General features: G+C 67.1%; 13 protein-coding genes and 1 pseudogene. 11 read left to right on the top strand and 3 right to left on the bottom strand.

Going from position 1 to position 14,330, the window contains the following annotated elements; translation table 11 throughout:
- Positions 1 to 276: 276 nt before the first annotated feature.
- Complete coding sequence (locus tag BMZ97_RS23910; protein ID WP_092175712.1) at positions 277 to 1,206, bottom strand: GntR family transcriptional regulator; 930 nt, start codon at positions 1,204 to 1,206, stop codon at positions 277 to 279.
- Between the two features lie 74 nt (positions 1,207 to 1,280).
- Between BMZ97_RS23910 and BMZ97_RS23905 the strand changes: the two genes are divergently transcribed.
- The 3 genes from BMZ97_RS23905 to BMZ97_RS23895 are packed head-to-tail and all read left to right on the top strand — an operon-like array spanning position 1,281 to position 5,184.
- On the top strand, positions 1,281 to 2,744 hold the full coding sequence (locus BMZ97_RS23905) for an amidase (RefSeq protein ID WP_092176005.1): 1,464 nt from the start codon (positions 1,281 to 1,283) through the stop codon (positions 2,742 to 2,744).
- Positions 2,744 to 3,583, top strand: a complete 840-nt coding sequence (locus BMZ97_RS23900; RefSeq protein WP_092175708.1) for an alpha/beta hydrolase family protein — start codon at positions 2,744 to 2,746, stop codon at positions 3,581 to 3,583. The genes BMZ97_RS23905 and BMZ97_RS23900 overlap by 1 nt, the downstream gene beginning before the upstream one ends.
- A 38-nt stretch (positions 3,584 to 3,621) precedes the next feature.
- The gene (locus tag BMZ97_RS23895) at positions 3,622 to 5,184 is read left to right on the top strand and encodes an ABC transporter substrate-binding protein (protein WP_210188320.1); all 1,563 of its coding nucleotides are present in this window, start codon (positions 3,622 to 3,624) and stop codon (positions 5,182 to 5,184) included.
- A 393-nt stretch (positions 5,185 to 5,577) separates the two neighbouring features.
- Here the strand turns inward: BMZ97_RS23895 and BMZ97_RS23890 are convergent, their stop codons facing one another.
- Entirely contained in the window at positions 5,578 to 6,918 is a 1,341-nt protein-coding gene (locus BMZ97_RS23890) for an ATP-binding protein (RefSeq protein ID WP_092175705.1), read from the bottom strand.
- Positions 6,915 to 7,577 (bottom strand): response regulator, encoded by a 663-nt coding sequence (locus tag BMZ97_RS23885; RefSeq protein ID WP_092175702.1) that lies wholly within the window; start codon positions 7,575 to 7,577, stop codon positions 6,915 to 6,917. Before BMZ97_RS23885 ends, BMZ97_RS23890 begins: the two co-directional genes overlap by 4 nt.
- 96 nt (positions 7,578 to 7,673) lie before the next feature.
- On the opposite strand from BMZ97_RS23885, the gene dsbD reads away from it, so the two are divergent.
- The 8 genes and pseudogenes from dsbD to BMZ97_RS23845 all read left to right on the top strand — a co-directional run bounded on the left by dsbD (position 7,674) and on the right by BMZ97_RS23845 (position 14,291).
- A complete protein-coding gene (gene dsbD / locus BMZ97_RS23880) occupies positions 7,674 to 9,425 on the top strand; it encodes a protein-disulfide reductase DsbD (RefSeq protein WP_092175698.1) in 1,752 nt (583 codons plus the stop codon).
- Between the two features lie 98 nt (positions 9,426 to 9,523).
- On the top strand, positions 9,524 to 10,117 hold the full coding sequence (locus BMZ97_RS23875) for a DsbA family protein (RefSeq protein ID WP_244546582.1): 594 nt from the start codon (positions 9,524 to 9,526) through the stop codon (positions 10,115 to 10,117).
- A gap of 55 nt (positions 10,118 to 10,172) precedes the next feature.
- A pseudogene (locus tag BMZ97_RS23870) lies at positions 10,173 to 10,832 on the top strand (L,D-transpeptidase); the annotation flags it as partial.
- 112 nt (positions 10,833 to 10,944) lie between these two features.
- Positions 10,945 to 12,255, top strand: a complete 1,311-nt coding sequence (gene blh, locus BMZ97_RS23865; protein ID WP_092175689.1) for a bifunctional sulfur transferase/dioxygenase Blh — start codon at positions 10,945 to 10,947, stop codon at positions 12,253 to 12,255.
- 11 nt (positions 12,256 to 12,266) lie between these two features.
- Complete coding sequence (gene bigR / locus BMZ97_RS23860) at positions 12,267 to 12,605, top strand: sulfite-sensing transcriptional repressor BigR (protein ID WP_244546571.1); 339 nt, start codon at positions 12,267 to 12,269, stop codon at positions 12,603 to 12,605.
- Positions 12,602 to 13,012: a YeeE/YedE family protein gene (locus BMZ97_RS23855; RefSeq protein ID WP_092175684.1), complete on the top strand. Its 411-nt coding sequence runs from the start codon at positions 12,602 to 12,604 to the stop codon at positions 13,010 to 13,012. The genes bigR and BMZ97_RS23855 overlap by 4 nt, the downstream gene beginning before the upstream one ends.
- Positions 13,012 to 13,512, top strand: a complete 501-nt coding sequence (locus BMZ97_RS23850; protein WP_244546581.1) for a YeeE/YedE family protein — start codon at positions 13,012 to 13,014, stop codon at positions 13,510 to 13,512. Before BMZ97_RS23855 ends, BMZ97_RS23850 begins: the two co-directional genes overlap by 1 nt.
- On the top strand, positions 13,509 to 14,291 hold the full coding sequence (locus BMZ97_RS23845) for a sulfite exporter TauE/SafE family protein (protein ID WP_092175681.1): 783 nt from the start codon (positions 13,509 to 13,511) through the stop codon (positions 14,289 to 14,291). Before BMZ97_RS23850 ends, BMZ97_RS23845 begins: the two co-directional genes overlap by 4 nt.
- The last annotated feature ends 39 nt before the right edge of the window (positions 14,292 to 14,330 follow it).

Below are 14,330 nucleotides of genomic sequence, written 5' to 3'. Positions count from 1 at the left end.
CCCGAAAACCGGTTCCCACTTTTCGGGCCGATGCTCGCTTTGATCTTGCATCGGCTTGCCCCGAAAACCGGTTCCCACTTTTCGGGCCGATGCTACTGGAAATGGCGTCTCGCAGCTCCTCAGCATGAGGGCACGTACGATCAAACGGCCTCTCAGGCATAAGGCCGACAATCCCGATCGGCTTCACTGGGGATGATCCGGAGGGGTCGGTCGCTGCAACGGCCAGCTCGTATGCGCCTTCAGTATTATCTCATTATAAAAAACAGGAAAAACTCGCTAAGTCGGGCTGGCGACGCGCGGGGAGAGGCTGACCTCGCGGGCGCGGTCGAGATGACGGCGCAGCAGTACCGCGGCGATCTCGCGCTCGCCGGCCTCCAGCCGGGCGATGATCTCGAGATGCTCGCGGCAGGAGACCGCGACGCGCTCGGGCCCATAGCGCCAGGAATAGTTCGCATAACGCCGCAACCGGCTCTGCTGCTGTAAGGCCAGCAGGAGAAAGCGGTTGCCGCAGGCGGCGATGAGCCCTTCGTGGAATTCGCAGTTCATCTCGAACAGCGCGACGCTCGCGGTTTCGCTCCAGGGCCGCGCCAGCATCACCTCATGGCGCCGGCGCATCTCTGCAAGCCAGGCGGGATCGGGCGCGAAGCTGGCTTCAAGCAGCGCCGCCGGCTCGATGATACGGCGGAAGGCATAGCTTTCGACGATCGCCGCATCGTCGTTCAGCGGCGAGAAATGCCAGCCATGGCCCGGTCGGCGCTCGACCAGCCCAACCCCGGCCAATTTGTTCAGGACGCGCAGCAGCAGCGGCCGGCCGATATCGTAGCGCCGCATCATATCGGCTTCGGAGACCTGTGACGGCAGCGCGCCGGCGACACGATCCCTGGCGATCGCGACGCAATAGGCGTCGAGATCGACGGAGGCCGCAGCGTATTCGCTCTCGGCGATTTCGCTGGCCGGCCGCGACAGGGCATGGCCGCCATTGGGCAAGGTGGCGATGACGCCGCGTTCCGCGAGATGGCGCAGCGCGGCACGCACCGGCGTGCGCGAGACCTGGAGGCGGCGCGCGAAGGCGGCCTCCGGCAGGCGCTGGCCCGGAAGCAGCGCGTCTTGCCGGATCATCTCGAGGATGCGCGGCAGCAGGTCACGCTGCAGCTTGCTCGGATGCTCAGGGGTTGCTGCGGCCGGCGTGATTTTTTTCTGTCTCATAGTTTGACAAAATACATATTCTTGGCCTCCATAGGAAGGCCTTACCTCCCTAGGATCTGCAACCGGAGCCCATGATGCCGCCGCCCCAGCCCCTAGCGGTATCGCCTGCTGACTGGACGGATGGCGACGCCCTGTGGCGGCTCGAGGCTCACGAACTTGCGCGATTGATCGCTCTCGGCCTGGTGTCGAGCCGCGAGGCGGTCGTCTCCTGTCTTGCCCGCATGGATGCGGTCAATGGCACGCTCAACGCCGTCGTCCGGCGCTTCGATGCCGAGGCGCTCGCCGCGGCCGACGCCGCCGATGCGATGAGGGCGCGCGGCGAGGCGCTCGCGCCGCTCCACGGCATTCCCGTCACGGTCAAATGCAATATCGACCAGAAGGGCCACCCGACCGATGGCGGCGTCGAGGCTTATCGCGATCTCGTCGCCGAGAGCGACAACCCGGTCGTCGCCAATCTCCGCACTGCGGGCGCCGTGATCATCGGGCGCACCAATACGCCGTGCTATTCGATGCGCTGGCACACCGAGAACGCGCTGCACGGCGCGACGCTCAACCCATGGCATGCCGGCATCACGCCCGGCGGATCGAGCGGCGGCGCGGCCGCGGCGGTGGCCGCGGGCATCGGGCCGATCGCCCATGGCAACGACATCGCCGGATCGGTGCGCTATCCCGCCTATTGCTGCGGGCTCGTCGGCCTGCGGCCGAGCTATGGCCGGGTGCCGTCGAGCAATGCGACTGCCAAGGGACCGGCCGCGATCTCCTCGCAGCTCATGGCGGTTCAGGGCCCGCTGACGCGCAGCGTGCGCGATTGCGAAATCGCCTTCGAAGCGATGGCGCAGCCGAGCCCGCGCGATCCGCGCTGCGTCGTGCCGGCGCCGTTTGCGCCCCTGCGCGGACCCTTACGCGTCGCCTTGGTGGCCCGGCCGAAAGGCGCCGTGGTCGATGCAGGCGTGACCGAAGCGGTGCTCAGCGCCGGCCGCGCGCTCGCGGCCGCCGGCATCATCGTCGAGGAGATCGAGCCGCCGGACCTGGCCGGCATCGGTGAGCTCTGGGGCAAGCTCGCCACGGCCGATGTGATGGCGAACCTGCAGCCGCTGATCGAACAGAACGGCGATGAGGGCATCCGCCGCGCGCTGGCGCTCTGGGACGAAGCCTTTCCACGCTATGGCGCGGCCGACACATTGGCTGCGCTCGGGGAGCGTGCGCTCGCTTTGCGCAACTGGCAGCTCTTCTTCGAAGACTATCCGGTCGTGGTGATGCCGTGCTCCTATGCGCCGCCCTTCCCTGTCGGCTTCGACCTCAGGGATGTTGCGGAAACCACCCGTGTCCTGGCGGCGCAGAGCCCGCTGATGGCGATTTCGGTGCTCGGCCTGCCCGGCCTTGCGGTGCCGACCGCTCCGCAAAGCAGGATCCCCGCAGGCGTCCAGGTCGTAGCGGGGCGCTTCCGCGAGGATCTCTGCTTCCGCGTCGGCGCCATCATCGAGGCGCATCTGCCGCGGGCGACGCCGCGCGATCCAAACCCGACAGGAACATTCTGATGGCCTTCGTCAGGCGCCACGGCGTCAAGCTCTCGGCCTATGATTTCGGCCGCACCACGATCCATGCCTGCCAGGCCGATCCGCGCTTCAGCTGGTGCGCCTATGTGCCGGAGGACTACGACGAGGCTGGCACGGAGCGCTACCGGCTCCTGGTCTCGGTCCATGGCACGATGCGCGACATGGTCGCCTATCGCGACGATTTCATCCCCTTCGCCGAACGGAGCCGCTGCATCGTGCTGGCGCCGCTGTTTCCTGCCGGCATCACCAGCCCCGGCGAGCTCTCCTCCTACAAGCTGATGACACCGTCTTCAGTGCGCTACGACGCGGTCCTGCTCGCCATGGTCGAAGAGGTGCAGGCACGCTACCGGATCGACGGCGATCGGTTCGCGCTGTTCGGCTTTTCCGGCGGCGGGCATTTCGCGCACCGCTTCCTCTATCTGCACCCCAAGCGCCTCTCGGCGGTCTCGATCGGCGCGCCGGGCATCGTGACGCTGCTCGATTTCGAGCATGATTTCTGGGTCGGCGTGCGCGATTTCGAGGCCGTGATGGGCCGGCCGATCGATCTCGAGGCGATGCGCCAGGTTGCGGTCCAGATGGTCATCGGCGGCGACGATACCGAGACCTGGGAGATCACCCTGGCGAAAGGCTCAGCCCTATGGCGTCCCGATGGCGAGATCGCCGGCGTGAACCGGCCCGAGCGCATGCGCGCGCTCAAAGCGAGCTTCGAGAACCACGCCATCGCGGTGCGCCACGACATCGTGCCGGGCGTTGCCCATCGCCATGCCGGGCTGCTGCCGGCGGTGACCGATTTCCTGGCCGAGGCGATGCCGCGGCCATGATGCGCAATTTTCGCTCCAACCCTTGAAAGTGACCGGCCATGCGACGCAGCACCTGCCAAGTTCTTGTCGTCGGATTGGCCCTTGTCGTCGGATTGGCCACAGGCTCGGCCTTCGCCCAGTCGGCCCCGATGACCAGCCGGCTCGTCGTCGCGCTCAACGCCGATATCCGCAGCCTGGAGCCGGGCGTCAACCGCGACACCAACACCGACACGGTGATCCACCAGCTCTTCGAGGGGCTGGTCGCCTATAAGTCCGACCTCGATGTCGGGCCGGCGCTGGCCGAAAGCTGGACGCTCTCGGATGAGGGCCGGAGCTATACCTTCAAGCTGCGCCCGGCGACGTTCCACAACGGCAAGCCGGTGACCTCGGCCGAGATGAAATGGTCCTGGGATCGCCTCAACCAGTCCTCCGCCTGGACCTGCCGGCCTGTCTTCAACGGCCAGTCCGGCGCCAAGGTCGTGGCGGTCGAAACCCCGGATCCGCAGACCGTCGTGTTCAAGCTCGACCGGGCGAGCGCGATCTTCCTGAAGCAGCTCGCCAATATCCAATGCCATGTGCTGGCGATGCATCCCGACAGCCTCGATGCCGAGGGCAAATGGTCCAAGCCGATCGGCTCCGGCCCGCTCAAGCTGCGGGAATGGCGGCGCGCCGAATATGTCCTGCTCGACAAATTCGCGGAATATCGCAGCAGCGCCGCACCCGCCAACGGCTTTTCCGGCGCCCGTGACATGCTGGTCGAGCAGGTGCTGTTCCAGGTGATCCCCGATCCGAGCGCGCGTGAAGCGGCGCTGCTGACCGGCGCCGTCGATATCCTGCACGACATCGAACCCGACCAGATCGAGACGATGAAGCAGCGCGGCATGCGCGTCCTCAGCACGCCGGGGCTCGGCTGGTCGACCCTCTTGCTGCAGACCGACGATCCGCTGCTGTCGAACGTCAAGATCCGGCAGGCGATCGCCCATGCCATCGACCTGAAGCAGATCGCCGAGGCCCAGACGCTCGGCATGGCCCCGGCCAACGCCTCGGCGGTGAGCAGCTCGACCGCCTTCTACAATGCAGGCTTCGCGGCCTGGCCGGCCTATGATCCGGCGCGCGCCCGGGCGCTGCTGAAGGAGGCCGGCTACAAGGGCGAGCCGCTGCGCCTCCAGACCAACAAGCAGCATCAGAACATGTATCAGAATTCTGTGATGATCGAGCAGATGCTGGCGGGCGCCGGCTTTGCCGTGAAGCTCGAGGTCATCGACTGGGCGACGCAGCTGTCGAACTATCTCAACGGCCGCTTCCAGATGCAGTCCTTCGGCTATTCCGGCCGCTTCGATCCTGCCTTGATGTATGCCGCCTTCGTCGGCGACAAGACCCGGTTCAAGACCGCGCAATATGGCGATCCCGACGCGGTCGCCCTGCTCGGGCAGCTCGACACGACCGACGACCCGGCCATCCGCGGCAAGCTCTTCGCCGCACTCCACGCCAAGGTCCAGGCCGATGTGCCGATCGTCGGTCTCTACTTCTCGCCGATCATCGAGGCGGTGCATCCGCGCGTCGAGGGCTATGTCTCCTGGCCGGCCAACCGCCCGATCACCTGGGGCGTGCGCAAGCGCTGACGACCGGGAGATCGGCGGGCTTCTTCAACACGATCGGCCACACAACCGGACATTGAGCGATGTCGGAAACCGGACACTCGAATGTATCTCTTAATGTGGCCACGCCAGCTGGATTCTAGCCTCCGGTTGCTGAAAACTGTCGCAGGAAGTCAAACGAAGCCGCTAGCGCTTCATAAATTGCGCGGTGCCGCGACTTGGTGAATGGCAGGCCGATCGCGGTCCAGGGGTATGGATGCTCGCCCCCATGCTCCGGCAGAATCCACGACAGGCGGACGCCAGCCTCAGGCAGAAATCTGGTCGTCTTGCTGGTCATCTCTCCTTTTCACGGCCCTGGGCCGCCCGGCAAACGCGATGCAGCCCAGACCAGGTGGCGCGCATGTGTGACAAAGCAGGTCAACTGCGGGTGTCTGGTGCCATCTGGACCGTTGCTTCCAAGCCGCCATGGTCGCGGCGGTTGGCGAGATGGAGTTGTCCGCCCATGCGCCTAACGGCTGCATCGGCGATCGCCAGTCCCAGCCCGGTTCCAATCGCGCTCTTGTTGCGGCCGCGGAAGAAGCGTTGCGTGACAAGAGGGATTTCATCCTCGGCTATGCCCGCTCCCTCGTCTTCGACGACAATGCCGGTTCCGGCGGCGGCCCGGCGCCAGGTTACCGTGCCGCCAGAGGGCGTGTGCTGGACGGCATTCTCCTGGAGATTGCGCAGGGCGAGCGTCAGCAGTTCGCGGCTGGCGACGATGGTCAGCCTTCGCAGCGCCGGCTCGATCGCGATGCAGACATCTGATTTCGGAGCGGGTGCCGTAGCCCCGATCTCGTCGAAGACGTCACCGACCGTGACGGGCTCGCGCGCGTGCGGCTCGGCGGTTGCGTCGAGCTTCGCCAGAGCCAGCAGCTGGCGCACGAGGCGCGTGGTCCTGTCCACGGAAAGCACGATCTGATGCAGCGCCCCCTGTCGGACCGCGCGGTCGCCGGCGCTCATCGCGATCTGGGCCTGCGTCTTGAGCCCCGCAAGCGGTGTCCGCAGTTCATGCGCCGCGAAAGCCGTGACCTCGCGCTCGTGCCGCCGGGCCACTTCGACCTTGGCAAACAGACCATTCAACGCCTGCATCAGCGGCTTGACCTCGGCTGGCGCCCGCACGGGATCGATCGGGCTCATATCGTCGGCGTCTCGCCCGCCGACATCGCGGGCCATCGTCCGCAGCGGCCGCAGGCCTCGTCCGAGGCTGATCCAGATCAGCAAAGCGAGCAGCGGTGCGATCAGAAGGGCCGGCGCGAGCAGCCCCTTGATCAGATCCGAGACCAGGCGATCGCGCAGGCCGAGCCGATCCCCGACCATGACCCGCGCGCCAGTGGTGGCGTTGGCGATGGTGTAGATGCGCCAGGTCTCGCCATCGACGACACGGTCGGAAAAGCCCGATTCCGCTTCCGTCAGGCGGCCGTCTGGGGCACTGCTCGACCGAGCGATCAAACGGCCGTCCAGCGACCAGATCTGACACGAAAGCTGCCGCTCATACCCCGATGATTCCACCGGTAAGCTCGGCAGAACGGCGGCCGGTGCCGTGATATCGACGCTGGCCACGAGCGAATTCACCATCCGCGCCGCCTCCTGCAGACGGGTATCGAGGACGTGCTCCAACTCCCCTCGCGTCCCGACATAAATCCACAGCACGGCCGACAGCCAGATCACCCCGGTCGCGCTCAACAGGATCGCGAAGAGGCGCCCACGCAAGGAGGTCATGACGTCACCCTGATCCGATAGCCGAGGCCGCGCACGGTTTCGATCGCGTCGCGGCCGATCTTGGCGCGCAGATGATGAATATGGACCTCGACTGCGTTGCTCTCGATCTCCTCCTGCCAGCCATAAAGCCGGTCCTCGATCTCGGCCTTGGAGCGCACCGTGCCGGGCCGCTCCATCAAGGCCGCCAGCACCGAGAATTCCCGCCGGGACAACGAGAGAGGGGCGCCGTGCAGGGTCGCCGACAGGACCGAGGGGTCCAGCAGGATTCCTGCGGCGGCAAGGCAAGGCGAGGCCCGCCCCAAGCCTCGCCGGGCGATGGCACGGACGCGAGCGCCGAGCTCATCGAGATCGAACGGCTTGCCGAGATAATCATCGGCCCCGGTGTCGAGTCCGCGGATGCGGTCGGATGTCTCGTCCATCGCTGTGAGCAGCAGGACGGGGGTCCGGTCGCCCGACCCACGCATCTCGCGCAGCAGGTCGAGACCGGAACCGTCGGTCAGCATCAGGTCGAGCACGACCGCATCGAAGGCCGATGTCGCCAGCGCCGCGCGTCCATCCGCGCAGCTGTCGACGCAATCCACCGTCATGCCGGCGAGGCCGAGGCCGACCTTGAGACCGTCGGCCAAAACCGGGTCGTCCTCGATCACGAGAATGCGCATGCATCTGGCTCCTGTCGTCGCGATCGACCAGCCCAGCCTTAAGGCTGGCTTAAGCTGGGCTGTCGAAATGGCGGCTTCAACCGATCGAAGGTCGCCATGCACCGCCCGTTCCTCGCAGCGTTCGCCAGCCTCGTCCTTTGCCTGATGGCGCTGGCGGGCGTCGCATCCGCCGCCACGTCGCGCCCCGCCGACGAGGTCTTCCGCCTCGGCGTCGAGCGGGCCGCCGATCGCAGCCTGGTCCTGACATGGACGGCCTTGCCCGGCCACTACCTCTATCGCGAAAGCCTGAAGGCGCAGTGGCCGGACGGCACGCCGCTTCCGCTCGTCACGCAGGCCGGCGAGCGGAAGGACGATCCCAATTTCGGACTGACCGAGATCTATCACGGCCAGACGCAGGCCCGTATCCGCGCCAGCGGCGCGCCGGCAACGGGCACGATCATCGTGAGCTATCAGGGTTGTGCCGAGCAGGGTCTGTGCTATCCGCCGATCGTCAAAAGTCTCGATCTGGCCACAGGCGCCCTTGCGAAGGCGCAGCCCATCAGCGTCCTGGAGCGGTCGCCGGCCGCCGCCGCACCGGCCAGCCTGCTCTCCGGCAGCCTCGCCTTGACGCTGGCGAGCTTCCTCGGCTTCGGCCTGCTTCTGTCGCTGACGCCGTGTATCTTTCCGATGATCCCGATTCTGTCGGGCATGCTGGCGCAGGCGGGCGAGCACCTATCGGCCAGGCGTGGCTTGGCTCTGTCGGGCGTCTATGTGCTCGCCATGGCGCTGGCCTATGCCGCACTGGGCGTCGCCGCCGCATTGTCGGGCCGCAATCTCCAAACCGTGCTGCAGACGCCGCTGGCGCTCGGGCTGATGAGCGTGGTCTTCGCTGCGCTGGCACTCTCGATGTTCGGGCTCTTCGATCTGCAACTCCCGCGGAGCTGGAGCACGCGGCTGACGGGCGGGAACCCCGGCCGCGGCGGCTCGCTTGGCGGAGCGGCGATGCTGGGCTTCACCGCGGCCCTGATCGTCGGCCCCTGCGTGACGCCGCCGCTGGCGGCCGCGCTGATCTATGTCGCGCAGACCGGCGACATGGCGCGCGGTGCAGCGGCACTCTTTGCGCTCGGGCTCGGCATGGGGCTGCCACTCGTGCTGTTTGGCACCTTCGGAGCCCGCATCCTGCCCCGATCCGGGCCCTGGCTCGTCAAGGCGAAACAGGGTTTCGGCTTCGTCTTCATCGGGCTCGCCATCTGGATGCTGGCGCGCGTGCTGCCGGCCGACGTCACGCTCGCCCTATGGGGCCTGCTGGCGATCGCGGGCGGCGTCTGGTTTGGCGCCTATGCGCTGATCCGCGACCACCTGCGTCTGTTGCCCCGCCTCATGGCTGTCGCCCTAGCGCTCTACGGCCTGGTGTTGGTCGGAGCTGCCGCGACGGGGCGGCAAGATCCTCTGCGTCTGGCCACGCTTCTCGACGGAGCGGGCGCGATGGAACCGGCGCCCACTGCCGGTGTGCGGGTCGTCTCGACGACTGCCGCCTTCGATGCCGCGCTCGCCGAGGCCCGGGCGGTGAACCGGCCGATCCTCGTCGATTTCACCGCCGACTGGTGCACGGTCTGCAAGGAGATCGACCGCAGCGTGATGCGCGCCCCCGCGATCCGCGCCCGCCTCGACACGATCACGATCATCCGCGCCGACCTGACCGTCTATGGCAGCGAGGGCCAGGCTCTGATGGACCGCTTCGGCGTGGTGGGGCCGCCGACCCTGCTCTTCATCGATGCCGGCAGCGGCCGCGAGGTCGATGAGGCCCGTACGACCGGCGCCACAACCGTCGATGCCTTTTCCGCGATGCTGGCGAAGGCCGGCGCCTGACACCCCTCGCCCTCCCCAGCCCCGTCTTTTCAACCCTGGAGCCCGCCTTGAACCGCAGAACCGTGATCACCCGCTTCGCCAGACTGAGCGCATCGGGCATTCTCGCCACGATCTGTCCCGCCCTGGTGGGGATTCCGTCCGCTCTCGGCCAGGAGGTCGATAGCGACGCCATCCTCAACGATCCGGAGGCGCCAACCGCCGGCAACCCGAAGGGCGACGTCACCATCGTCGCCTTCCTCGACTACAACTGTCCCTTCTGCAAGAAGTCGGCGCCCGATCTCGATCGCATCGTCAAGACCGACGGCAAAATCCGGCTCGTCTACAAGGATTGGCCGATCCTGACCGAGGCCTCCGTCTATGGCGCACAACTCGCGGTCGCAGCCCATTACCAGGGCCAATACGATGCCGTGCACCACGCACTGATGGGCATTCCCGGCATGCGGATTTCCAAGGAGAGGATGCTGGAAGCCGTGAAGGCGTCGGGCGTCGACATGGTCCGCCTCCAGGCCGATCTCGGCGCCAGGGCGGACGCCATCACCGCCCTGCTGCGGCGCAACCTCGCCCAGGCGGATTCGATCGGCTTGCAGGGGACGCCGGCCTATCTCGTGGGTCCGTTCCGGACCTCGACGCTGGATTATGCCGGCTTCAAGCAGATCGTGGCCGATGCGCGCGCCAAGCAGGCGGCGCAATAGGGTGGCGTTTCGCCCTCGGTCGCCTCGCTCCCCAAGCCTTACCGGAAAGACCAGAATGATCCGCGTTCTCCAAGCGGCAAAGCGCTTTGCCGTCATCGCCTTGCCCCTCACTGTTGCAGCCTGCACGACGGTCCAGCCGCAGCCGCCCGTGGCGGCCTCCTACTCGGCGATTCCGCCCCAGGTCGCGCAGCGCTATGCGGCGATCGATACCGAAAAGTTCAAGGTGCCGGCGGTCGATCTCGAGGATCTCCAGCCGCGCAATGTGCGCCAGCTCGTCGACTACCCGACCAAGCATCCGCCCGGTACGCTCGTCGTCGATCCGCACCAGCGCTTCCTCTACCTGGTGCAGGAGCATGGCAAGGCGCTGCGCTACGGCGTCGGTGTCGGCAAGGCCGGGCTCGAATTCGCCGGCACGGCGACGATCGGGCGCAAGGCGCAATGGCCGCGCTGGACGCCGACGCCCGACATGATCCGGCGCGACCCGCGTCGCTATGCGAAATGGTCGAGCGGGATGGCGGGGGGTGAAAGCAACCCGCTGGGGGCGCGAGCGCTCTATCTGTTCAAGAACGGCAACGACACCCTCTACCGGATCCACGGCACAAACGAACCCGAGACGATCGGCGAAGCGGTCTCCTCCGGCTGCATCCGCATGATGAACCAGGACGTGATCGACCTCTACAGCCGCATCCCCAGCGGCTCGAAAGTGGTCGTGCTCTGAGGTGCGGATGAATGCGGCTCCGAGGCTTGTGCCACCCCAATATATATTATATGAAAATATATATTAATATCAGCCAAACCTTGAATCAGCCCTGCCTTGGAGGCCGGTCATGCACCTCGTCAAAATCTCGGACTCGCTTTCTGTCGCAGGCCAGCCCGCGACGGCCGACTTTCCGGCCCTTGCCGCGCAAGGCTTCAAGGCCGTCATCAACGACCGGCCCGATGGCGAGGAGGCGGGGCAGCCGGGCTCGGCTGCCGAGAAGAAGGCGGCCGGTGAGGCCGGGATGGCTTACAGCTTCATCCCGGTGACAGGCCCGACCATCACCGAGGCCGATGTGACAGCCTTCCGTGCGGCGCTCGCGCAGGCATCGGGGCCAGTGTTCGCCCATTGCAAGAGCGGGACCCGCGCGCTGACGCTTCATGTGCTGGGCGAAGTCCTCGACGGTCGCATCTCGGCCGATACGGTGGTCGGTTTCGGCCAGACGCTCGGCTTCGACCTCACTGGGGCCAAGGCCTGGCTCGACCGTCGCGCGGCCCAGGCACCACAGGTCACGGGCTTCTACGAGCCGAGAACCGGCAGCATCCAGTACGTCGTCACCGACCCTGCAACGAAGGCCTGCGCCATCATCGATCCCGTTCTCGACTATGACGAGAAGTCAGGCGCGACCGCCACGACCCAGGCCGATCTCATCCTCGCCTTCATCCATGAGCAGGGCCTGCGCGTGGAATGGATCCTCGACACCCACCCCCATGCCGACCACTTCTCCGCCGCGCAGTATCTCAAGGGCAAGACCGGTGCGCAGACCGCGATCGGCGCGCAGGTCGTGGCCGTGCAGAGACTCTGGAAGGGTCTCTACAACCTCCCGGACCTCGCCACCGACGGCTCGCAATGGGACCGGCTCTTCGCCCATGGCGAGCGGTTCAGGCTCGGCTCGCTGGAGGCCTCCGTGCTGTTTTCGCCCGGGCATACGCTGGCCTCGATCAGCTATGTCGTCGGCGATGCCGCCTTCGTCCACGACACGCTGTTCATGCCCGATTCCGGCACTGCACGGGCCGACTTCCCCGGTGGCAGCGCCAGCGCGCTCTGGGCCTCGATCCAGGCCATTCTCGCGCTGCCCGACGAGACGAGGCTGTTCACGGGGCATGACTACCAGCCCCATGGCCGCGCGCCGCGCTGGGAGAGCACGGTCGGCCAGCAGAAGCTGGCGAACCCGCATGTCGCCGGGCAGGACGAGGCCTCCTTCGTCGCCCTGCGTCAGGCCCGCGACAAAACGCTGCCCATGCCCAAGCTCATCCTGCATGCACTGCAGGTGAACATCCGCGGCGGCCGCCTGCCCGAGCCGGAGGCGAACGGCCGGCGCTATCTCAAGATCCCGCTCAATGCCTTGACCGGAGCGGCCTGGGACGGGACGGCGCCATGATGCAGGCTCCGATGACACAGGCACCCGTGACGCAGGCGCCGATCAATCGGGCGGAGCTGGCGAGCCGGGCGGCGGAGGTCGCCGGTCTGCTCAAGACGCTCGCCCATCCCAACCGGCTGATGATCGTCTGCACGCTGGTTGAGGGCGAGTATTCCGTCAGCCAGCTCGAAGAGATGCTGGACATCCACCAGCCGACGCTCTCGCAGCAGCTTACGGTGCTGCGCGAAGCCGGCATCGTCGAGACGCGGCGCGAGGCCCGGCAGATTTTCTACCGGTTGACCGAGCAAAAGGCGGCGAGCCTCGTCGCCGCGCTTCACGCCATCTTCTGCGCCCAGGAGCCCGCGCCATGAGCGCCTACTGGCCTTCTCTCATGGGCGGCACGCTGATCGGACTTTCGGCCGGCATGCTGCTTCTGCTCAACGGCCGCGTCGCCGGCATCAGCGGCATTCTCGGCCGGCTGGCGCAAGGCAGGCAGATGCCCACCAACGCCGCCTTCGTCATCGGGCTCATGCTCGGGCCGCTGTTCTATCGGCTCTGGTCGGGCGCGTGGCCCTCCGTGACGATCACGGCCTCCTTGCCGGTCATCACGATCGCCGGGCTGCTGGTCGGCTTCGGCAGCCGGATGGGCTCGGGCTGCACCAGCGGGCATGGCGTGGTCGGGCTTGCAAGGCTGTCGCCGCGCTCGCTCGCCGCGGTCGCCAGCTTCCTCGCGGCCGGCGTCGCAACCGTCACCCTGATGAGGCTCGTTTCGCCATGATGCGTCCGGCTCGGAGTTCGTCCGCGCGAATCCTGATCGCGCAATTCTCGGTCGCGCAAGTCCTGATCGCGCAAGTCCTGGTCGCGCTGCTTGCCGGCGCCGTCTTCGGGCTCGGCCTGTCGCTGTCGGGCATGCTCGATCCGGCGCGCGTGCGCGGCTTCCTCGATGTCGCGGGCGCTTGGGATCCCAGCCTCGCCTTCGTCCTGGGCGGAGCCGTCGCTGTCGCCTCTGCGGCAATGCTCCTGCGCCGCCATCTGCGGCGGCCTGCCTTCGATGCCGAATTCCATTTGCCCGCGACGACGCCGATCGACACTCGCCTGATCCTGGGCTCGGCGATCTTCGGGGCCGGCTGGGGCATGGCGGGCCTGTGCCCCGGCCCGGCGCTGGCCGCGCTCTCGCTCGGTCTCGCCCCGGTCGCGCTCTTCGTTACGGCCATGCTCGCGGGAATGGTGATCCATGACCGCCTTGCAGCACCGCAGCCTGGCGGGAGCCAGTCATGACGGCGCAGATCCTGATTGCGATCGGTTCGGGCAGCCTGGTCGGGTTCACGCTGGGCCTTGTGGGCGGCGGCGGGTCGATCCTGGCGACGCCGCTTTTGCTCTATGCCGTGGGCATCGCCCAGCCGCACATCGCGATCGGAACCGGTGCGCTCGCGGTTTCGGTCAACGCCTATGCCAATCTGATCGGACACGCCCGCAAGGGCCATGTGCAATGGACCTGCGCGATCATCTTCGCACTGATCGGTTCTGTCGGCGCGCTGGCCGGCTCGACGCTCGGTAAGGCGGTGGACGGACAGCGCCTGCTGTTCCTGTTCGGCCTGCTGATGCTGGTCGTCGGGGCGCTGATGCTGTGGCCGCGCAAGGCGGCCGGCGGCAGCGCGCGGCCGCTCGATCGGCGGATGTGCGTGGCAACCGCGGCCGTCGCGATCCTCGCCGGCGGCGCATCGGGCTTTTTCGGGATCGGCGGCGGCTTCCTGATCGTTCCGGCGCTGATCCTGGCGACGGGGATGCGCACGATCGATGCCGTGGGGTCGTCGTTGCTCGCGGTCGGCACCTTCGGCCTCGCGACCGCTTTCAACTACGCGCTCTCGGGCATGATCGACTGGGCGGTCGCAATCGAGTTCATCGGCGGCGGCGTGATCGGCGGGGTCGTCGGCATGCTGCTGGCGACGCGGCTCTCCGCGCAGAAGCACACGCTTAACCGCATATTCGCGGCGCTGATCTTCGTCGTAGCGGGCTATGTTCTCTACCGCAGCGGCAGCGCATCTGGGGCGCGCTGACAGGCTCTGTCATCCGACGTGGCGCAGCAGATGACCGGC

The sequence above is a fragment of the Allobosea sp. OK403 genome (assembly GCF_900113835.1).
GTDB lineage: Bacteria > Pseudomonadota > Alphaproteobacteria > Rhizobiales > Beijerinckiaceae > Allobosea.
This window is presented reverse-complemented; position numbering and strand designations above follow the sequence as displayed.

What these genes read in the sequence shown, in the direction of transcription:
- BMZ97_RS23910 (WP_092175712.1), bottom strand. Translation starts at nt 1,206, where the DNA reads ATGAGACAGAAAAAAATCACGCCGGCCGCAGCAACCCCTGAGCATCCG.
- BMZ97_RS23905 (WP_092176005.1), top strand. Translation starts at nt 1,281, where the DNA reads ATGCCGCCGCCCCAGCCCCTAGCGGTATCGCCTGCTGACTGGACGGAT.
- BMZ97_RS23900 (WP_092175708.1), top strand. Translation starts at nt 2,744, where the DNA reads ATGGCCTTCGTCAGGCGCCACGGCGTCAAGCTCTCGGCCTATGATTTC.
- BMZ97_RS23895 (WP_210188320.1), top strand. Translation starts at nt 3,622, where the DNA reads ATGCGACGCAGCACCTGCCAAGTTCTTGTCGTCGGATTGGCCCTTGTC.
- BMZ97_RS23890 (WP_092175705.1), bottom strand. Translation starts at nt 6,918, where the DNA reads ATGACCTCCTTGCGTGGGCGCCTCTTCGCGATCCTGTTGAGCGCGACC.
- BMZ97_RS23885 (WP_092175702.1), bottom strand. Translation starts at nt 7,577, where the DNA reads ATGCGCATTCTCGTGATCGAGGACGACCCGGTTTTGGCCGACGGTCTC.
- dsbD (WP_092175698.1), top strand. Translation starts at nt 7,674, where the DNA reads ATGCACCGCCCGTTCCTCGCAGCGTTCGCCAGCCTCGTCCTTTGCCTG.
- blh (WP_092175689.1), top strand. Translation starts at nt 10,945, where the DNA reads ATGCACCTCGTCAAAATCTCGGACTCGCTTTCTGTCGCAGGCCAGCCC.
- bigR (WP_244546571.1), top strand. Translation starts at nt 12,267, where the DNA reads ATGACACAGGCACCCGTGACGCAGGCGCCGATCAATCGGGCGGAGCTG.
- BMZ97_RS23855 (WP_092175684.1), top strand. Translation starts at nt 12,602, where the DNA reads ATGAGCGCCTACTGGCCTTCTCTCATGGGCGGCACGCTGATCGGACTT.
- BMZ97_RS23850 (WP_244546581.1), top strand. Translation starts at nt 13,012, where the DNA reads ATGCGTCCGGCTCGGAGTTCGTCCGCGCGAATCCTGATCGCGCAATTC.
- BMZ97_RS23845 (WP_092175681.1), top strand. Translation starts at nt 13,509, where the DNA reads ATGACGGCGCAGATCCTGATTGCGATCGGTTCGGGCAGCCTGGTCGGG.